The following is an 18,667-nucleotide window of genomic DNA, read 5'->3' as shown; positions in this document are numbered from 1 at the left end:
AGGGTGGCTCCATGGATGCAGACGAACTCGACTGGAACCGGACGCTGCGCGAGCAGTGGGAGTTCCACTGGAACCATCAGCTCCGAGCCCGGCTCGACGGCCTCACCGACGACGAGTACTTCTGGTCGCCAGTGCCAGACGCCTGGAGCGTGCGGCCGCGCGGCAGCTCGACGGCGCCCGTGCTGTTCGGTGCCGGGGACTTCACGATCGACTACGCCTTTCCCGAGCCGGTCCCCGCGGCCTTCACCACGATCGCCTGGCGACTCGGTCACGTCATCGTCGGCGTGCTCGCCGCGCGCAACGCGTCGCACTTCGGCGCGCCGGCGGCGTCGTACGAGACCTGGGAGTACGCCGGCAGCGCGGCCACCGCGCTCGAGCAGCTCGAGGCCCAGCTCGACGTCTGGCTGGCCGGGGTGCGTGGCCTCGACGAGGCCGCGCTGCGGGTCCCGGTCGGTGCGAAGGAGCCCTTCCCCGAGGTGTCCATGGCCGATCTGGTGCTGCACATCCACCGAGAGCTGATCCACCACCTGTCCGAGGTCTGCCTGCTGCGCGACCTCTACCTGCACCCGCTCTACCAGCACACGAAGGCCGCTACGAACGGAGCAACCCGATGAGCCGCCACCTCCAGGTCACCTTCGACGCCCACGACCCGCGGGCGCTGTCGTCCTTCTGGCGCGACGTACTGGGCTACGTCCACCCCGGCCCGCCCGGAGTCGACCTGCCCGAGGACGCCGACCCGCTGGCCGCGTGGGACGACTTCCTCGCGCGGGTCGGCGTACCGGAGGAGCAGCGCAACACGAGATCGGCCATCGAGGACCCCGACAGGCACGGCCCACGGCTGTTCTTCCAGCAGGTGCCGGAGGACAAGAAAGCCAAGAACCGCGTTCACCTCGACGTCCGCGCGGCCCCCGGACTGCAGGGAGAGGAACGGATGGCGGCGCTGGAGGCCGAGTGCGACCGGCTCGTCGCGCTGGGAGCGGCGCGGGTACGTCGCCACGAGCCTGCGCCTCCGATGAGCGCGGGCTTCATCGTGATGACCGACCCCGAAGGCAACGAGTTCTGCCTGGACTGACGCAGCTCAGCTCCTTGCCTCCGTGCGTGGGTGGGCGGAGTTCGCTCGCCCTAGCTAGCCGCATCTACCTAACTCTAGGGATTTCGCTAGAGAGGCCGATACGGCCCGATCGTGTCGCGTGCCTCGTGGCTCCGCTGGCCGACTGGCGGGACGCCGTCCACCGTTGGTCACGACACGCCGCTAGCCGCTTCTAGGCAAATCTAGGATCCGCGCTAGACGACCGCATACAGTCCGATCATGGACCCGGTGCGGAACCCTTACGCTCCAGGAGCCGGCCAGCGCCCACCGGAGCTCGCCGGCCGCGATCGGGAGGTCCGGCAGTTCGGCGTCGTCCTCGAACGCGTCGCCGCCGGCCGCCCCGAACGCAGCATGGTGCTCTCCGGCCTGCGTGGTGTCGGCAAGACCGTCCTACTCAACGCGCTCCGGTCGCTCGCGCTGTCCCGCGCCTGGGGAACCGGCAAGGTCGAGGCGCGTCCCGACCGCTCGATCCGGCTGCCGATCGCGCAGGCCCTGCACGCCGCGAGCCGGGAACTCGCGCCCCGCCATCGAGATCCCGAACGCGTCGAGGAGTTCCTCGGCGTTCTCAAGGCGTTCGCGCTCGAGAGCTCCCTCAAGGACCGCAAGGGCATGCGCTGGCGGCCTCCGTACGACGTGCCCGCGATCCGCGGCCGAGCCGACTCGGGTGACCTCGAACTCGACCTCACCGAACTCTTCGCAGCCGCCGCCGAGGTAGCCGGCGATCTGGGCGTGGGTGCGGCGATCTTCATCGACGAGATGCAGGACGTTCCGCCGGCCGACCTCTCCGCGCTGTGTGGAGCCTGCCACGAGATCAGCCAGCGGGCGGTGCCGTTCATCGTCGTGGGCGCGGGACTCCCCCACCTGCCGACCACGCTGTCCGCCGCCAAGTCGTACGCCGAACGGCTGTTCCGCTACGTGTCGGTCGACCGGCTCGAGCGGGACGACGCCGACCGAGCATTGACCGTGCCCGCCGGGACGGAGGACGTGGAGTTCGAACCCTCCGCTCTGGACGCGCTGCACGAGGTGACGGACGGCTATCCGTACTTCGTCCAGGCGTTCGGCAAGGCGACCTGGGATGTCGCGCCGAGGAGCCCGATCAGCGCCGACGACGTCAAGGTGGCCGCACCGGAGGCCGAGGCGGAGCTGGCCGTCGGTTTCTTCGGTTCGCGGTACGAACGTGCGACGCCGGCCGAGCGGGAGTACATGCGGGCGATGGCCGAGCTCGGTGCCGAACTCGCGGACCGCCCGATCCCGACGTCGGAGGTCGCGGTCCGGCTGGGCCGCAAGCCACAGAGCCTGTCGCCGGCCCGGGACGGCCTGATCAAGAAGGGACTCGTGTACGCCGCGGAGCGCGGCTCGGTCGCGTTCACCGTCCCGCACTTTGGTTCGTTCCTACGTTCCCAGCGGGCCTGACGTCCCGGCGCCCGTACAGCGCCGGGACGGTGCGCCCTAGTTGGATCCGCTCGAGTCAGGCCGAGTCAGCTCCTGAGTTGTACGGCCCGTGAGTTCCTCGACGCTGACCTGCCGGGTCGACCCGTCGCGCAGCGTCAGGGTGGCGCCGCGGATCTCCGGTGCGGTCGCCGCGTTCTCCTGTTGTTCGGTCGTTGGGGCGTCGGGCCACCAGGCGGCGACGTGTCCCTCTCGGACGGTCGCGGTCACCGGCCCCTTGGCCACGGTGTCGAAGACGACCCTGACGACGTCGGCGCCAACGCGCCCGTGGACGCCTCGGATGCTGCCCGAGGACGTGCTCGTCACCTCTCCCAGTGCGACGAGCACCGACTTCGGCGCCACGGCTGGCGCTGGGGGGGACTGCGGAGTCGCGAGGCTGCCAGACGTGCTCACGACCGACCCGTCGCGCACGTAGCACGTCGACTCGCTCGGGCTCGGCGCGCGATCGGTCAGGTAGACCAGGACCAAGGAACCGCGCGCTTCGGTGATCACCGGACGCATCCTCGACTTGTCCACGTCCTTGACGGGCGTGGGGTCGTCGAGGACGTCTTTGACGCACGCCTTCTCGGCCTGGCGGGCTGCGCTGGTGGACAGGGCTTGCGGCGTCGCAGACCAGGCCAATGCCTGACCGCCGCCGAACAAGTGCGGGGCGGCGACGGAAGCGACGGTGATGGTGGCTGCGACGCCGCCGAACACGGCTGCTCGTCGTGCCGCCGTTAGCCGCCTTCGGGGCTGCGAGGGCGTCACCTTCGGGACGAGCATCTGGTCGTCAGCCGCGGAGAGTGCTCGACGCAGCACAGTCTGCGCCTTCGCGTCAGAGCCGGTGGCGAGGTCGGGGCTTGTCACGGCCGCGTCGAGGCCAGCAAGGGTCTGGTCGAGCTGGCGGTCGGTGAGTGTGGTCTTGGTGGTGTTCATGTCGAGCTCCCTCGGGGCGTGGCGGTGGCGGCCAGGGTGGAGGTCTGGGGCAGGGCCTTGGTATGGGCGCGCAGGGCCCTGCGGGCACGGCTCAGGCGCAGGCGGTAGGCGACCGGAGAGATGCCCAGAACCCGGGCGGCCCGGGGCGCGTCCAGCCCGTCCCACACGGTCAGGGCCAGCGCCTCCTGATGTACCGCCGACAATCGAGACCACGCCCGGGCCAGATCAACTCGCCGGGCAACCAGGTCGGGGTCGAGCACCCCGACCTGGCCGTGAGCCGTCGGGTCCTGGGAGATGCGGACGGCCAGCGCCTGTCGTCTCCGCTCGCCCCGGATGCTGGCCATCAAGGTCAGGCGGGCGACGCCGAACAGCCAGGCGCGTGCGTCGTCCACCTGGGTCGGGACGTCCTCGAGACGGCGCCAGGCCACAACAAACACCTCGGCTGCGATGTCCTCGGCGTGGCTCGAATGGACCCGACGCTCAGCAAAACGCAGAACCGCCGGATAGGTCGCCGAGAAGAGGGCAGTAAACCGTCGCTCCCGCGCCGGCGGGCCCGTGTTGTCGATGCTCATGCCCCCTCATGTCGAGTTCCCGCCCGGCTGTGTCAAACCCTCTCCGCCGAACGGCGATCTCGTCCACGGTGGCGTCGAATGCGACCGAGGCCCGGCGGATCCGCTCATGACGTTCGACACCCCGCAGCACCTCCGGTGATGGCCGCGACGAGGTCTGCGCCGGAGGAGACGACTCGGGACGTCGTCGCGCAGCTCCTCGGGGAGGTGCCCAACCATGGCTTCGTCGGTCACGCACCCGGGCGCGTCGACGGGCATGACGGCGAGGTTTGCCGCGCGAGCCGCCTCGACGAGGACGTCCCAGATCCGCTCCCCGCTCGCGTGGTTGACCATGAGCGGTCCCTCGCCGAGCCCGTAGCAGTCCGCCTCGCCGTCTTCCGTCGCCAGGCGGACGAACGACCCGTCCCGGTCCTGGACGTATGCCGCGAGCACCGCCTCGACGCGTTCGGTGTCCATCTCGGCTGCATTGCCGTCGCGGAACGCCTGAAGGAACACGGCATGCATGTCAGCCCTCTGGGCACGGATCATGCCCAGAGGCATTGCGGATGTGCCACCGGGTCCGGTCGATCAGTCCCGTAGACGTCAGGAGATCGTCCACTGTGTCGTTCATGACTCTCCTGCGATCCGGGGGCTTCGTGCTCTGCCACGCGCCGCCACCAGAAGGTCGTTGTCTTCCCGCGTGGCGATGCTGGACTCCTCGTCGATCAGGCTGAGGAGACGGACCGGCCGCCCCTTCCGCGCGGCTGCGTCAACCTTGTGGTGGCCGTCGAGGAGGAAGTGGGTCAGGAGCCAATGGGCGTAGTAGTCCTCCCCTTCGACCATCGCCGGCTGGCAAACGTCGAGCAGCGAGTACGCGACCGCTGTCGCGCCGTCAACGCCCGCGTCGGCTTCGTACGAGGCGACGCGGTCCGTGTCGTTCCACGTCGGCGGGACCATCGGCACGACTGTCTCGTACAGGTGAGCCTCGCGGCTCACGCTCGTCTCGAAGGTTCGGTAGTAGGGCGTCCCGGGATCCTCCGGTGCGCCGACGGCCGGGTCGATTCCCCACGTAGAGACCTGCTCGTGCGAAAAGTAGTCCGCGTCATCCCCGGGCGTCACAAGCCGCGGCTCGACGTCGAGGAGCAGAATTGTGTACGTCGAAGCTGGCAGGACCCGGTCGTATGCCATTAGGACCGCGTCGTCGACTGTGGAGAGTCCAGCTGTCAGCCGCGTATGTGCTACGTCGACGTCCTCTGAGAGAGGCTCCCCGACGCGTTGGAACAACGCGGGGCAGGTGCCACACCACATACTGAGCTCGAACACAGATCGCCCACGCAAATGCAGCCGGCGCGGTGGGAACGCGGTTCCCAGTGCGGGCGGCGGCGTGGGGACCTCGAGGAGGGCCTGGCCGACGGGCACACCGAGACGGACGCCGCGCCGAGCCTTAACGATCACGGAGACGAATCTACGACGACGGAACGAGCAGCCGAGTCTCATTTCGTTGGCAGCGGGCATGAGATACCCAGAGAGTCGCGGGGTGGCCGCCACGGCGATCCATTGCGACACCGGGAGCCCCAGAAACGATAGGCTCGCGCGCGTTCCCGTGTAGGCACCCTGATGAACGAGGCTTTCGCAGATGCGCTGTCCACGTTGCGGCTTTGACAACTCGGACAGTCCTCGAACGTGTCCTCGGTGCGGGGTCGCGCTGTCCGGCGACCAGCCAGCCGCGAACCCAGCGGCAGGGAGCACACCGGGGCCGGGACAGCCGCCGGGACCCGGACAGCCGACCGAACCCGCCGGGTCCGGAAAGCCAGCGCAGATCCTGCCGTCGTGGTCTCGACCGGCTCCGGCGCCGCAGGAAGCGCCGCCGTGGTCGGGTTCGCAGAACGCCGCTCCCTGGCAGACGCCGCCTCAACACACTGGCCAAGCTGGCCAGACCAACTGGCCGGGCGCGGCGCCCACCGCCGGTGCGACCGCTGGCGCGACCGCTGGCGCGACCGCGGTGCCGGCCCAGCCACCCCAGCAGCCGGCCGTCTATCCACGGGCGATCGCGCGGGTCCTGTTCGTGGTCCTCGCGATCGAAGCCGTCCTGATCGCGGCGTACGGCGTGTTCGCCCTGGTGCCTCGCCGCGGGATCTTCGCCGACCTGGCGAGTGCTCCGACCTCCGTGACCCGCGAGGCGGCAACGCAGAGCGACACGATCAACCTGATCCTCCTCCTCACGGCCAGCGTTGCGACGCTGGCGTCGATCGCACTGACGGCGATCTGGGTGGTGCGAGCCCGGCGCGCCCAACCTCCGGTTCCGACCAGGCTGGGTCTGCCCTGCTGGCTGCTTGCCGGCGTGGGGCTGGCCGCCGTTCTCGTCGCGTTCGGACTCCACACGAGCACCGATCCGGGCCAGATCGCGTTCGGTTACGTGATCCTCGGCAGCGGCGCGCTGCTCCTTGCCGCTGCGGCGGTGTGGGTCGCGCTGGTCGTCCGTCGAGCCGGCCGGCAGGTGACGGTCAGCCCCGCGACCCCTGTCGCCAAGCCTTCGGCTTAGAGGTCGCGCGGATAGGGCCGTCCCGCATTTGGGGCTGGCGCCGCGTCGCGCGGGCTGCGCTGCCTCTTTGCGCGTCCTTTTCAACGAACCGCCAGTTCGACTTGTGCTGGTGGCGACGACGCGCAAAATTAGTGGACAGAGTCCAACAACTATTGGATGGCGGCCACGATGCATCCGACCTCGAGACCAAAAACCCGGCCTGACCAGGCGGCCAACTCGTCGACCGGCGCGGCGGCCACGGCGGCACCCGACGTCGCCGACCCGACAGCGGAGGTACGCGCCTTCAACCGCTTCTACACAGCCCAGATCGGCGCCCTCGGGGAAGGACACCTGCGCACCGGATACTCACTCACCGAGGCGCGAGTGCTCTTCGAACTCGCTCACCACCCCGCCTGCGAGGTGACGAGCCTGCGCGGACACCTCGGCCTTGACGCGAGTTACCTGAGCCGGATCCTGGCCCGCTTCGAAGGCGACGGTCTGCTGGAGCGCCAACGCTCACCCATCGATGCGCGCCGCCAGGTGGTCACGCTGACGAAGCAAGGGCAGCAGGAGTTCGGGCTCCTGAACGACCGCGCCTCCGACGACATCCATACCCTGCTGGGCGGCCTCAGCGAGGAGGACCAGGGCCGCCTCGTGTCGGCCATGCGGCTGATCCGCGGCATCCTCGAGGACGCGCCACGCGCGCCGGCGTTCGTCCTACGCCCCCTGCGCCCAGGCGATCTCGGCTGGGTGGTCCACCGCAACGCGGTGGTCTACACGGAGGAGTACGGCTGGGACGAAACCTACGAAGCCCTGGTGGCCCGCATCATCGCCGACTACATCGACCACCACGACCCAGTTCGCGAATCCGGCTGGGTCGCCGAGGTCAACGGTGACCGCGCCGGCGCCGTGCTGTGCGTACGGAAAGACGATGAGGTCGCCCAGCTTCGGCTGCTGCTCGTCGAGCCGTCCGTACGCGGTCTGGGCATCGGCTCGCGGCTGGTCGAGGAGTGCATCCGCTTCGCTCGCCGCAGTGGCTACCGGCAGATGGTGCTCTGGACGAACGACGTCCTGGCCGATGCCCGGCGGATCTACGAACGTGCGGGCTTCACTCTGGAGAAAGTCGAACCGCACCACAGCTTTGGCCACGACCTCGTGGGTCAGTGGTGGCGCCTGGATCTCATCTGAAACGTAGGGCGGCGTCGCGCACCTCTGGATCTGGCGCGCGACACCGGATCTGACAGAGGATCCCGGCCACCTCGACGAGGTAACCGGGATCCCTGGCAACGAGAGGCAGACCGGAACGGCCGATTGTCACGGGCCGATGCGATCCTGCTAATCGCGAAAGATGCTTTCGTTTGCCTTCTCGGTGCTGGTGTAGTTTTCGTGGACGTTGCCGATCGCGGCGCCGAGCTGGTCAAGCACCTGGTTGAGTTCGGCGATCGCCTGCTCCCACTGCGCCTTGGCGTCCCAATAGGCCTGCTTGGCGTCGCCCTCCCACTCCGCCAGCTTGCCTTCGAGGGACGACTCGAGGTCGTTGGTCTCGTCCTCGACACCGCGGTAGGCGAGTCGAAGGTTGGTCTGCAGGTCGATCAGCGCCTGGCTATTCCACCTGGTCAGGTCACTCATGGATGTCAAACCTCCCGTGCGAGTCTTCGTGTGATGTGGTCGACGCTCAGGTCAGGCCGCCCAACAGGTTTTCGATCTTGCTGACGCCCTCTTGCTGCTGCTCTTCGGTCGCCTCGTAGCTGCGACGCGCGGCGCCGAGCTTCTCGTTGAGGTCGTTGAGAGCGTCGCCGACGACCTGGAACTTCTCGTCGAAGGTGTCCATCACACGGCCGAAGGACGCCGAGGCGTTGCCTTCCCACTGCGCGCTCGCCTCGGTCCTGTACTCGCGCAGCTTGCCCTTGATGCCAATAATGACGTCGAAGGCATCGTTGACCCGCTGGGTCGCTTCCCCCATCGCGGCTCTGTCTTGCTGAGCTCCCACACCTACCTCCTCCGGTAGACCCCGGCCTTCCCGGGCGTGCTGTCGTCGTCGAACGCCGAAGCGCTCGCCTTCCTGTCAAGGTGCCTGGTGATAACGGCGACCTGGTCCCCCGTGTGCCGAACACGACGGTTGGAGGTCGTTTTACGGGTTTGGCACCCAACGCGAAGAACACGCTAGCTCGAAATGGTCGGTCCGTGTGAGTGGGTACCCCCAGCCCTGTGGATAACCAGCCGAAGATCCTTGCCGTCTGCCGCGCGGCCGGCACCTGGTGTCAGCCGCCGGACCCCGGGCTCGTGGGGTTGAACGGCGCCGAGCGGTAGGCGGACTGCTCGGTCAGGGCCGGCCCCTGCGGGATCAGGCGCAGCAGGGTCGAGGGCACCTGGACCGGATCCGCCCCGCCGTAGCCGAGCCAGCCCAGCGTCTCGGTGTTCGGGACCGGGAACTTCACGCCGTCCTCGGTGATGAGGTAGTAGCCCTCCGGCTTCACCCCCGGTGCTGGCACGAGACCCACGACCGCCACCTTGCCTGGCTGCACGACAACCCGGTCGGCGGCGACCCCCGTGGACGCGGGCGTACCCTCGCCGGTCGCGCCGGCGTCCGTGCTGGTGACGGTGTCGGGAAGTTTGCCGCCGGTGGTGACGGTCAGCGCGTCCTGCCCGTCCTTGAGCCACAGGCACACCGGAGCGCTGGTGGTTCCGCCGAGGTCGACGAGTTTGGGTGTGGCGTCGGGTAGATCGCGGACCGTCAGACTCGGTGTGGAGGGAGAGGTCGCGCGGTTGGCGATACCGATGGCGACCTCGGTGGGCGAGCTCTGCACCCGGCCGTTCTCCAGTGCCGTACCACTGCCGAGAAGGAGGAACGCCTGCACCTGGGAGATCCGCGTGAGCCCGTCGTTCAGCATCACGTAGTAGGAGTCCGGGCTCGGGGTGTGGAACACCTGACCGATCGTGGTGGCCTGGCCGCCCACGCTGACCTGGCTCCGCGTCTTGCGGTTGGGGATGATCGGCGCGCGTAGGGGCTGGCCCTCCTCGAGCGCGGCGAGCCAGGCGTTGCCGACGGGAGTCGCGGCCGACGCCGACATCTGCAGGCTGGGCAGGTCACCGGGGTGGACCTTGAGACGCTTGCCCTTCCAGACAAGGTAGATCGCCTTGTTGGGGGCCGACACCAGAAGCGCCTGGTCGCCGACGGGAGTGCCCTTGACAGTGGCTTCTGGCGTACCGATGAGGAGGTCGACCTCGAGCCTGGTCGCGTCGTCGACCGTACGGGCGGTGGAGCAGATCGTCCACGGGGTGGAGGTGACGTTCTCCTTGCTGGGAAGCGAATTGGGCGCGAGCGGGATGCCGATCTCCGGTCCGCGTGGGATGCCGTCGAGGGAGTGCCGGGCCACCCGGACCACCTTGGGCTCGCCCTTGAGGATGAGCCGCGCCGAGGTGTAGTTGCGCACCGGCACCAGCACCATGTCCTTCTCCGGCGATGTCTGGCCAGGCACCTGCGGCTGCTGAGGGTTCTGCTGGCCGCTGGCGGCGAGCTGGGTCTTGGAGAGGTAGAGGTACGCCGCGTTGGTTTCCTTGACGACGATGAGCGCGTTGGCTTCGTTCTTCCACTTGGTGGAGTTGGTGTCGGCCAGCCAGCCGTAGAGCGCGACCCCCGCACACGCGACGACGCCGACCATGATGCCGGCGAACGTCGAGGTCGAGACCCTGCGCATCGGCTGCTCGATCGCCTCCGGATCGCTGCCGAGCAGGGACGCGAGGACCCGGCGGACGAGATACCGGTACGCCTGCAGTTGGTCGCGTCGGGTTTGCATGGTCGTCCCTCGTCGGTGCGATCTGGATGATGACGGGCGTCTGTAACGCACCGTATGGTCCTGCCGGTATCGGCGTAAACCGGTCCGCGTCACTACGATATGCCGGCGAGCCGGTGCCGGGCCCGCGGCGTTACCTGCGACCTCGCGCATCATCGCGTAGGCACGTCCGTGGTCAACGGGAGGAGGGTCGGTGTCCGCCGTCAGAGAGAAGCCGAGAAGTGCGTCCCGGCGTTCGGCATCCGAACGCCGTCAAGTCGACCGCTCCAGCTCCCGTTCCACCCGCCGGGGCCGCATGGTCCGGGCCTATCCAGGCCGCCACCTGGGTCCGATCTCCCTGGGCACGCTCGTCGCCTGGCAGGTCGCCCTCGGGCTCGTCGTCGCTGGCATCGCCTACGGCGGCTGGCTTCTCCTCGTCGGCGCGTCCGTGCTCCTCGTGGTCGCGGTCCTCACTGTCCTGTGGTGGAACGGCCGTCCGCTGTGGCGCTGGCTCCGGGTCTGGCTGGCCTATCGCAGCCGCAACTCCCGAGCCACCGCCGCGCCGCCGCACGACCCTGCGCTCGGGCCGATCCGCGAATGGGTGCCGGCGTTCGAGTTGGCGTCGGTCGCCGGCCGTCGCGGGGAGCGTCCGGTGGGAGTCGCGTACGACGGGTCGGCGTTCGTCGTGCTCCTCGGAGCCGACCGGGAGGACCTCATCGCCTCAGCCGACCCGGTCAACATCCCACTGCGCGCCCTCGCCAGCGTTGGTGAGGCCGAAGGCATCCGCCTGGCATCGGCCCAGCTCATCGTGCGCACTCTGCCTGCGCCGTCGCCCCTGCTGGGGCCGTACGGCGCACAGCTCGGCGCCTCCTACCAGGAGATCAGCGACGGTGCGGCCCCCTCCGTGGTCACCTGGTGGATCGCCCTGCGGCTCGAGCCGGCCCGCGGCGGCACCTCGGTGACGCTCGGCGGCGAGGACTCTGATGCGGTCCGTCGGGCACTGCGCACCTGTGTCGGCTGGTCGACCAAGGTGCTGTCCTCCTCTGGGTTGCCGTGCCGGCCGCTCGACGAGAGCCAGCTGCGGGAGGTGCTGACGCTCACTCTGAGCGTCGACCCGCAGCATGTGCCGGCGTCCCGGCGCGAACGCCGTACGACGGAGAACTGGCGCGGCTGGACCTGCGACGGCCTGGCCCACGTGGCCGGTTGGGTGCGCTCCTGGCCGTCGGCCGGCATCCCCTCGCTGTCGTCCGTCCTCTCCGCCATGGCTGGGCTGCCTGTGCTGTCGGCCACGGCGTCCCTGTCGTTCACCTGGTCGGCCCAGAACACCGTGCGCTGCTCGTCGTTCGTCCGCGTGACGGGCGACAGCCCCAAGGCGGCGCGGGCGGCGTTCCGCCAGCTGACGAAGTCCGCCGGCCGGTCCCGCCTTAACGTGGCCCGGCTTGACGGCGAGCAACTTCCCGGCGTGCTCGCCACGATTCCGTTGGGAGGTGGGGCACCATGAGCTACTTCCCCACGGTGCAGGCCCACGAGTTCAACGCAGACAACCTCGGCGATGCGAGCCTCACGTTGCCCGCGGCGGGACTCGTCCTTGGTTCGGGGCAGGCGGGGGCCCTGGTCGTACGCCTCTTCCGCAGCGATCCGGTGCGGCTGTGTGTGATCTCCGCGGGCCAGCTGGCCCAACTCATCGCCTACCGCGCCCTCGCGGTCGGTGCCCACGTGACGGTGGTGACAGATGCCGTCGCGGCGTGGGGGCGGCTGGTCTCCGCCGTGCCACGCGGACCCTCGTGGCTGACGGTTCTGCCCACCGGCGCCCGGGTCACCGCGACCGGCACCCTCGCCCGGCCCTCCCTCGTCGTCGACGCGACCCGCGACCACAACGCCCTGCCCCGATGGGAGCAGGGTGACTGGCAGACCTTCGTGTGCGTGCAGTCTGGGCTCCAGCCCTCTGACGAGGCCCGCATGCGGTCGTACGACCTGCTCATCACGCAGCAGCTCGACGCGGCCGCCGCCGACGTGGCCAGGCGCGGCTTCGGCCTCGCCAAGGACCGCGCCGGCTGGCTCACGCAGATGCCTCCGGGCGTGGTCGCGGTCGCGGCCGCCGGCCAGCTCGCTTTCGGTCAGCTCGGCCTCAGCACCATGGAGCAGCGGCTCTTCGGCAGCTGAGCGGGCATCTCCGTGGGCCGTACGTAGTACCCCAGCCAGACCTGGCGGAGTCCCAAGTCCCCTCCGGTTGGGGCGGGCAATGACCACGTATACGTGGTCATTGCCCGCCTCGCAAGGTGTCGATGCCATGCAAGGCATGCATTGACCACGTATACGTGATCATTTGGGTCTTCACGCGGCAGTGTCGCGACCAGCCCGCAAGCCGTCCGGTACGTGAGACATGAGGCTGCCCCTTCAAGGATCGTCCGCGTGCTAGCCGAACAGCTCGAGGATGGCGGTGTAGACACCGACCGCGCCGAGCGCCAATGGCACGACCGACAGCAGGACGAACACCTCGAAGAGGTCCGCCGAACGCCCCCAGTACGGCGAGAGCCGGCGACCGGGCATGCTGACCGCCCACGCGCCGAGCCCTGCCGCCACGGCCAGGCACGGGATGCCGACGGCGAGCAGCATCAGCCCACCTTCGTCGGTGACCGCGAGACGGTACGCCAGCAGCGCGGTGGTCACGACGCCGCCGCAGATCAGCCACAGCCGGTGGGTGCGCCCGCGGAAGTGGCGGGAGCGAAGGTAGAGCGCGAGGGACGTGACACCGGTCAGCGCGGGACCGAACCACCCCGGCTCCTGCGTCAGGAAGATGCTCCCCACCATGCCCACGGCCGTGGTCGACGCGATCAGGGCAGCGACCAGCTTGTCGGCGGTGATTGCCTGCTGGAGCACGGTGGGACCAGGGAGTACGTCGGTCTGCCGGCGGAGGTCCTCCGAACTCGTTGGCAGCTGCGGGATCGGGAGCTGGGCAAGGCGTCCACACAGCGTGGGAAGGAACGGCACCGCGGCCAGGGCGACGGCGACCGCGACGGCGGCCGCCGCGGCGGCGCTGGCCGAGAAGACGAGGATCGCGACGCAGGCGAGGATCCCCATCAGGGCAGCTGTCGCGGCTCCGAAGAACCCATCCCAGTTGGCGACGATGGCGAACCCCGCCACCACGGCCATCACCAGAGCGAGCGCGAACGCCATCAGAAGCTGAGCGGCTCCGAACTCGCTGAGTGGCTTGTCCCCGCCGAGCGCGACCAGACCTCCGATCGCGGCGTACCCCACTCCGGCGGCACCGAGCAGCGCACCGACCCGTGCCTGGCTGAAGGCACGCGACATGGCCATGCCACCGGCCACGAACCCGACCGAGCCGACCAGCGCCACCACCGTCGGCAGGACCCACGACGGGCCGCTGAGGAGGACGACCAGCGCGCCGAGCACGAAGAACGTACCCGCGACCACGAGGGCCGCCAAGCGGGCGTCGGAGGGTTGCCAGGCCGAGCGGCGTTCACGGGTCGCCACCGCGATCGCGTCGGCGACGTCATCGAAGGCGAACTCCGGTATGGCCGACTCGCGGTGGCGCAGGTGCAGGACGTCGCCGTCCTTGATGCCGAGCCCTGACAGGCGCAGGGAGGGATCGAACGCCGACTCGCCCAGGCGCTGCAGGACCCAGCCGCCACGCAGGAACGCCGGGTCGTCAGGATTCTCCCCGGCGTACCTGAGCAGCGTCGGTAGGAGGTCGGCGAGGGGGGTGTCAGTCGGCAGCGCGAGATCCATCCGGGTACGTGGCGCGACGACGGTGACGCGGCAGAGCTCGACCCCGCTGTTCGCGTCCACGGTTGCTCTCCTCTTCCAACTCGGGCAGCCTGATGAGACGAACCCGGAGATTACCCACTTCCGCGCCAACTGGCGCGCTCGGTACATCGTTAGCATTTCTTCAAACACACCGGAAGCCGGACCGGACCAAACTCTGGCTCTCGAGGAGGCCGCCCGTGAGCACCGTGCTCTACCGCCGCACCGGCCGGAGGCCACCGCCGGCGATGCCGAAGGGCGAGGTGCTCTTCGAGGCGCCCCCGGAGATGCCGGAGGTCACGCCGGGCGGGGCGATGCAGAAGATGTTCGGCATCCTGCCCATGCTCGGCGGCGGTGCCGTGATGGCGTTCATGATGTCCAGCGGCACCGGCAACAACAGCATGCGGCTGATCATGAGCGGCACGATGGCCGTGTCCATGGTGGGCATGTACATCAGCCAGCTCGGCAGCGGCGGAAAGAACGCCGAGCGCAAGCACCAGATCGACGGCGGCCGGCGCGACTACCTGCGCTACCTCGGCCAGCTCCGCCGCCGCGTACGCACGGCCGCAAACCGCCAGCGGGAGGCTCTCGAGTGGCGCTATCCCGATCCTGACAGCCTGTGGATCCTGCCGCTCAGCCGACGGTTGTGGGAACGTCGGCCAGCCGACAAGGACTTCGGTCACGTACGCCTGGCCAAGGGCGCGCAGCGGTTCGTGCTGAGGCTGATCGCGCCCGAGACGAAGCCGGTCGAGGACCTCGAGCCCGTCGCGGCGGGCGCGCTGCGCAGGTTCATCCAGACCTACCGCACGGTTCCCGAGGTTCCCATCGCGGTGTCGCTGCGTGCCTTCGCGCACGTCCGCGTCGATGGCGACTCCGACGCCGTACGCGCACTGACCCGGGCGATGCTCGCCCATCTGGTGGCGTTCCACGCCCCACACGAACTCCTCGTCGCCACGTGCGTCGCGCCCGACCGCCGGGCCGAGTGGGACTGGGTCAAGTGGCTTCCCCACGCGCTGCACCCGACGAGCACCGACGGCGCCGGCCAGGTCCGGCTCGTCGCGTCCTCGCTGTCAGAGGTCGAACGCCTGCTCGCCGACCAGATCGCCAACCGACCCTTCTTCGCGCCCACCGGCAACCCACTCACTGACCAGCCACACATCGTGGTGGTCGTCGACGGTGGCCACGCGAGCTACGACTCGAAGCTCCTCGGTGCTCCGCCGCAGGGAGTGACCGTCATCGACCTGACCGGCAACGCCATCCGCCGCTTCGGTGACGGCGTCATGCGGCTCAGGGTGACCTCTGACGAGATCTTCCACGTGACCGCCGACCGGGACGGTACGGACCAGAGCACGCTGCTCGGCCGGCCCGACGAGGTCACCGTCTCCCAGTCCGAGTCGTTCGCCCGTCAGTTGGCCCCGCTCCGTTCCGCGGTGTCGGGAGCGTCCGGCGCGATCGAGGAGGCGGCAGAGGCGGAGGTCGAGGAGAAGCCGCAGTACGAGCTGGAGCTCATGAGCCTGCTCGGCATCGCCGACGCCTACACCCTCGACCCGGAAGTCATCTGGAGGCCACGCCCGCGCCGCGAGCGGCTCCGAGTGCCGTTCGGGCTCACACCCGACGGCGAGCCGGTCGATCTCGACATCAAGGAGTCGGCGCAGGGCGGCATGGGCCCGCACGGTCTGGTGATCGGCGCCACGGGTTCCGGCAAGAGCGAGGTCCTGCGTACGTTCGTGCTCGGCCTGACCGTCACCCACTCGCCTGACGCGCTCAACCTGGTCCTCGTCGACTTCAAGGGTGGCGCGACGTTCCTCGGGCTCGACAGCCTGCCGCACGTGTCGGCGGTCATCACCAACCTCGAGGACGAGCTGATCCTGGTCGACCGGATGCAGGACGCGCTCGCCGGCGAGATGAACCGCCGCCAGGAACTCCTCCGCGACGCGGGCAACTACGGATCGCTGCGCGACTACGAGGAGGACCGTGCCAAGGGCAAGCCGCTCGAGCCGCTGCCGACGCTGTGGATCGTGGTCGACGAGTTCAGTGAGCTGCTGTCGGCGAAGCCGGAGTTCATCGAACTCTTCGTGATGATCGGTCGGCTCGGCCGAAGCCTCGGTGTCCACCTGCTGCTCGCCTCCCAGCGCCTGGAGGAGGGCAAGCTCCGCGGCCTCGACACCCACCTGTCCTACCGCATCGGTCTCCGGACCTTCTCTGCCGGCGAGAGCCGGGTCGTCCTTGGCGTTCCCGACGCCTACGAGCTGCCACGCGAGCCGGGTGGTGGTTACCTCAAGGTCGGCACCGAAGGGCTGGTGCGGTTCAAGGCGGCGTACGTCGGTGGCATCTACCAGCCCCCGAGCCTGAACGCCGGCGGCAGCAAGAAGAAGCCGCCGAAGCCGGGCGAGAAGCAGTGGGTCCCGCAGATCACCGCCTACACGACCGACTACGTCGAGCCCACCATCGTGGAGATCCCCGCGGAGGCGGAGCCCGAGGCCGCACCCGTCGTGACCAGCCAGGACGGCCGCGAGCCGAAGGTGCTCCTCAACCTGGTGGTCGAACAACTCCAGCAGATGGGCCGGGCGGCGCACCAGGTCTGGCTGCCTCCGCTGGAGGACCCACCCACCCTCGACGAGCTCATGCCCGGTCCGCTCGAGGTCACCGAGGAGCACGGGCTCACGGTGCGGTGGGACCGGCGCGGCACCCTCCAGGCTCCGGTCGCACTGGTCGACAAGCCCTACTACCAGCGCCGCGACCCGATGTGGCTCGACCTGTCGGGAGCGGGTGGTCACGTCGGTATCGTCGGCGGGCCACAGAGCGGCAAGAGCACCTTGCTGCGTGCGTTGATCTCGTCGTACTCCCTGACGCATCGCCCCGACGAGGTGCAGTTCTACTGCCTCGACTTCGGTGGCGGCACGCTCCCCGGCCTGCTCGGTCTCCCGCACGTCGGTGGCGTGGCGACCCGACTCGACGCGGACGGCATCCGGCGGACGGTCGGCGAGATGACCACGCTGCTCGACCAGCGGGAACGTACCTTCACCGAGACCGGGGTCGACTCGATCGCGACGTATCGCCGGATGCGCCGGCAGGGGCGGATCCAGCCCGACCGGTTCGCCTCCGACGTCTTCCTCGTGATCGACGGCTGGGGCACGATCCGTTCCGACCACGAGGCCGTCGAAACCGCGATCACCCAACTCGCCGCGCGTGGTCTCGGTTTCGGTATCCACGTGGTGGCGACCGCCAACAAGTGGTCAGAGTTCCGGATGGCGATCAAGGACCTCATCCAGACCAAGCTCGAGCTCAGGGTCGGTGACCCCTACGACTCCGAGATCGACCGGCGGGCCGCGGTCAACGTCCCGGTCAACCGGCCCGGTCGGGGACTCTCACCTGACAAGCTCCACTTCCTTGGTGCGTTGCCGCGCATCGACGGTGTGGAGAGCGCCGAAGATCTCGCCGATGGCGTCAAGGCCATGACCGGGGCGGTGGCCCAGTCCTGGCGTGGGCCGAGCGCGCCACCCGTGCGCCTGCTCCCGGAGGAGCTGCCGTTCGAAACGCTGCCCCAGCCCGGCGCCGACGTACGCCCGGGCATTCCCATCGGCATCGACGAGGACGAGCTGGCACCGATCTACCTCAACCTCGAGGAGGAGCCGCACCTGATGGTGTTCGGCGCCACCGAGTGCGGTAAGTCCAACCTGCTCGAGGTCATCGCCAAGGGCATCGTCGCCCGGAAGACCCCGGAGGAGGCGCGGCTCATCTTCCTCGACTACCGGCGTTCGCTGCTGGAATCGGTCACTACCGAGCACAGGATCGGGTACGCCCCCTCGTCAGACGCGGCGACGAAGTTGATGAAGGACGTCGGAGCCGCGTTGCGCAAGCGACTGCCCGGCCCAGACGTGACCCCCGAGCAGCTCAAGAACCGCAGCTGGTGGACGGGATCCGACCTGTACCTGATCGTCGACGACTACGAACTCGTCGCGACCTCGTCGGGCAACCCGCTCGCCCCGATCGCCGACCTGGTGAGCCAGGCACAGGACATCGGCCTACACGTGGTCATCGCGCGCGGGTTCGGTGGTGCGGGCCGGGCGTTGTACGACCCGGTCGTCCAGCGCATGCGCGACAGCGGCAACCCCGCCCTGATCATGTCGGGCACCAGGGACGAAGGTCAGATCTGGGGCGGGGTACGCGGCGCGCCGCTCCCACCCGGTCGCGGCACCCTCGTCAGTCGCCGGCTCGGCACCAGGCTCATCCAAACCGCCTACATCGCCAAGCCCGACGAGTAGGCCGCCTGCTGAAGGCGCGGCTTGGCAGGACGGTCCGGTCGGACCGGAGCCCCGGGTTGTCAGAGGTTTTTCGGCTAAGAGGACCCTGTTGGCTTATTCGGGACACGCCGTGTGGTGTGCGTGCTTGTTGATCTTGACCCGGTCATGATCGTTTCCGGTCGGTTTTCTGGTGTTTGTTCCCGGCCGCAGAATGGGGTGGTCATGTCGATGAAGCCGCAGCCGTGGCCGGAGGTGCCGGCCGATACTGCCCGGGTCGCTCGGGCGGCCTTTCCGCGGGGTGCGTTGGCGATGCGGGTTCGTGACGAGTTGGGCTGCTGGTATGACGACGAGGCGTTCGCGTC

The 18,667-nt window shown here is 69.2% G+C and carries 16 protein-coding genes; 8 read left to right on the top strand and 8 right to left on the bottom strand.

Annotation, left to right across the window (positions count from 1 at the left end):
• Window positions 1-11 precede the first annotated feature (11 nt).
• The 3 genes from B141_RS0109665 to B141_RS0109655 all read left to right on the top strand — a co-directional run bounded on the left by B141_RS0109665 (window position 12) and on the right by B141_RS0109655 (window position 2,503).
• Window positions 12-614 carry a DinB family protein gene (locus B141_RS0109665; protein WP_020574955.1) on the top strand — a complete coding sequence of 201 codons (603 nt, stop codon included), beginning with the start codon at window positions 12-14 and terminating at the stop codon, window positions 612-614.
• Window positions 611-1,072 carry a VOC family protein gene (locus tag B141_RS0109660; RefSeq protein ID WP_020574954.1) on the top strand — a complete coding sequence of 154 codons (462 nt, stop codon included), beginning with the start codon at window positions 611-613 and terminating at the stop codon, window positions 1,070-1,072. Before B141_RS0109665 ends, B141_RS0109660 begins: the two co-directional genes overlap by 4 nt.
• 237 nt (window positions 1,073-1,309) lie before the next feature.
• Window positions 1,310-2,503 carry an ATP-binding protein gene (locus B141_RS0109655; RefSeq protein ID WP_020574953.1) on the top strand — a complete coding sequence of 398 codons (1,194 nt, stop codon included), beginning with the start codon at window positions 1,310-1,312 and terminating at the stop codon, window positions 2,501-2,503.
• Between the two features lie 36 nt (window positions 2,504-2,539).
• Here the strand turns inward: B141_RS0109655 and B141_RS49085 are convergent, their stop codons facing one another.
• The 4 genes from B141_RS49085 to B141_RS0109635 all read right to left on the bottom strand — a co-directional run bounded on the left by B141_RS49085 (window position 2,540) and on the right by B141_RS0109635 (window position 5,457).
• The gene (locus tag B141_RS49085) at window positions 2,540-3,454 is read right to left on the bottom strand and encodes a hypothetical protein (RefSeq protein WP_020574952.1); all 915 of its coding nucleotides are present in this window, start codon (window positions 3,452-3,454) and stop codon (window positions 2,540-2,542) included.
• A complete protein-coding gene (locus tag B141_RS39830; protein WP_020574951.1) occupies window positions 3,451-4,026 on the bottom strand; it encodes an RNA polymerase sigma factor in 576 nt (191 codons plus the stop codon). Before B141_RS39830 ends, B141_RS49085 begins: the two co-directional genes overlap by 4 nt.
• Before the next feature lie 6 nt (window positions 4,027-4,032).
• Window positions 4,033-4,551 carry a hypothetical protein gene (locus B141_RS0109640; RefSeq protein ID WP_020574950.1) on the bottom strand — a complete coding sequence of 173 codons (519 nt, stop codon included), beginning with the start codon at window positions 4,549-4,551 and terminating at the stop codon, window positions 4,033-4,035.
• Window positions 4,552-4,629: 78 nt separating this feature from the next.
• The gene (locus B141_RS0109635; RefSeq protein ID WP_026257063.1) at window positions 4,630-5,457 is read right to left on the bottom strand and encodes a hypothetical protein; all 828 of its coding nucleotides are present in this window, start codon (window positions 5,455-5,457) and stop codon (window positions 4,630-4,632) included.
• A 181-nt stretch (window positions 5,458-5,638) separates the two neighbouring features.
• Here B141_RS0109635 and B141_RS49080 point away from each other — a divergent pair, with 181 nt between their 5' ends.
• Window positions 5,639-6,544 carry a zinc ribbon domain-containing protein gene (locus B141_RS49080; protein ID WP_157180908.1) on the top strand — a complete coding sequence of 302 codons (906 nt, stop codon included), beginning with the start codon at window positions 5,639-5,641 and terminating at the stop codon, window positions 6,542-6,544.
• A gap of 168 nt (window positions 6,545-6,712) precedes the next feature.
• Window positions 6,713-7,711, top strand: coding sequence for a bifunctional helix-turn-helix transcriptional regulator/GNAT family N-acetyltransferase (locus tag B141_RS0109625; protein WP_040420901.1), 999 nt, complete (start codon window positions 6,713-6,715; stop codon window positions 7,709-7,711).
• Between the two features lie 147 nt (window positions 7,712-7,858).
• On the opposite strand, the gene B141_RS0109620 is transcribed toward B141_RS0109625, so the two are convergent.
• From B141_RS0109620 to eccB, 3 genes are all read right to left on the bottom strand, one after another.
• A complete protein-coding gene (locus B141_RS0109620; protein WP_020574946.1) occupies window positions 7,859-8,152 on the bottom strand; it encodes a WXG100 family type VII secretion target in 294 nt (97 codons plus the stop codon).
• 46 nt (window positions 8,153-8,198) lie between these two features.
• On the bottom strand, window positions 8,199-8,513 hold the full coding sequence (locus B141_RS39825) for a WXG100 family type VII secretion target (RefSeq protein ID WP_157180907.1): 315 nt from the start codon (window positions 8,511-8,513) through the stop codon (window positions 8,199-8,201).
• A gap of 271 nt (window positions 8,514-8,784) precedes the next feature.
• The gene (eccB, locus tag B141_RS45420) at window positions 8,785-10,320 is read right to left on the bottom strand and encodes a type VII secretion protein EccB (protein ID WP_020574944.1); all 1,536 of its coding nucleotides are present in this window, start codon (window positions 10,318-10,320) and stop codon (window positions 8,785-8,787) included.
• 190 nt (window positions 10,321-10,510) lie between these two features.
• On the opposite strand from eccB, the gene eccE reads away from it, so the two are divergent.
• Complete coding sequence (gene eccE / locus B141_RS0109595; protein WP_157180906.1) at window positions 10,511-11,797, top strand: type VII secretion protein EccE; 1,287 nt, start codon at window positions 10,511-10,513, stop codon at window positions 11,795-11,797.
• Window positions 11,794-12,459 carry a hypothetical protein gene (locus tag B141_RS0109590; RefSeq protein WP_020574942.1) on the top strand — a complete coding sequence of 222 codons (666 nt, stop codon included), beginning with the start codon at window positions 11,794-11,796 and terminating at the stop codon, window positions 12,457-12,459. Before eccE ends, B141_RS0109590 begins: the two co-directional genes overlap by 4 nt.
• A 252-nt stretch (window positions 12,460-12,711) precedes the next feature.
• On the opposite strand, the gene eccD is transcribed toward B141_RS0109590, so the two are convergent.
• A complete protein-coding gene (gene eccD / locus B141_RS0109585) occupies window positions 12,712-14,106 on the bottom strand; it encodes a type VII secretion integral membrane protein EccD (protein WP_020574941.1) in 1,395 nt (464 codons plus the stop codon).
• A gap of 155 nt (window positions 14,107-14,261) precedes the next feature.
• Here eccD and B141_RS0109580 point away from each other — a divergent pair, with 155 nt between their 5' ends.
• Complete coding sequence (locus tag B141_RS0109580) at window positions 14,262-18,326, top strand: type VII secretion protein EccC (protein ID WP_020574940.1); 4,065 nt, start codon at window positions 14,262-14,264, stop codon at window positions 18,324-18,326.
• The last annotated feature ends 341 nt before the right edge of the window (window positions 18,327-18,667 follow it).

Origin of the sequence: Actinopolymorpha alba DSM 45243, assembly GCF_000373925.1 — a bacterium.
Classification (GTDB): domain Bacteria; phylum Actinomycetota; class Actinomycetes; order Propionibacteriales; family Actinopolymorphaceae; genus Actinopolymorpha; species Actinopolymorpha alba.
This window is presented reverse-complemented; position numbering and strand designations above follow the sequence as displayed.

What these genes read in the sequence shown, in the direction of transcription:
- B141_RS0109665 (WP_020574955.1), top strand. Translation starts at nt 12, where the DNA reads ATGGATGCAGACGAACTCGACTGGAACCGGACGCTGCGCGAGCAGTGG.
- B141_RS0109660 (WP_020574954.1), top strand. Translation starts at nt 611, where the DNA reads ATGAGCCGCCACCTCCAGGTCACCTTCGACGCCCACGACCCGCGGGCG.
- B141_RS0109655 (WP_020574953.1), top strand. Translation starts at nt 1,310, where the DNA reads ATGGACCCGGTGCGGAACCCTTACGCTCCAGGAGCCGGCCAGCGCCCA.
- B141_RS49085 (WP_020574952.1), bottom strand. Translation starts at nt 3,454, where the DNA reads ATGAACACCACCAAGACCACACTCACCGACCGCCAGCTCGACCAGACC.
- B141_RS39830 (WP_020574951.1), bottom strand. Translation starts at nt 4,026, where the DNA reads ATGAGCATCGACAACACGGGCCCGCCGGCGCGGGAGCGACGGTTTACT.
- B141_RS0109640 (WP_020574950.1), bottom strand. Translation starts at nt 4,551, where the DNA reads ATGATCCGTGCCCAGAGGGCTGACATGCATGCCGTGTTCCTTCAGGCG.
- B141_RS49080 (WP_157180908.1), top strand. Translation starts at nt 5,639, where the DNA reads ATGCGCTGTCCACGTTGCGGCTTTGACAACTCGGACAGTCCTCGAACG.
- B141_RS0109625 (WP_040420901.1), top strand. Translation starts at nt 6,713, where the DNA reads ATGCATCCGACCTCGAGACCAAAAACCCGGCCTGACCAGGCGGCCAAC.
- B141_RS0109620 (WP_020574946.1), bottom strand. Translation starts at nt 8,152, where the DNA reads ATGAGTGACCTGACCAGGTGGAATAGCCAGGCGCTGATCGACCTGCAG.
- eccB (WP_020574944.1), bottom strand. Translation starts at nt 10,320, where the DNA reads ATGCAAACCCGACGCGACCAACTGCAGGCGTACCGGTATCTCGTCCGC.
- B141_RS0109590 (WP_020574942.1), top strand. Translation starts at nt 11,794, where the DNA reads ATGAGCTACTTCCCCACGGTGCAGGCCCACGAGTTCAACGCAGACAAC.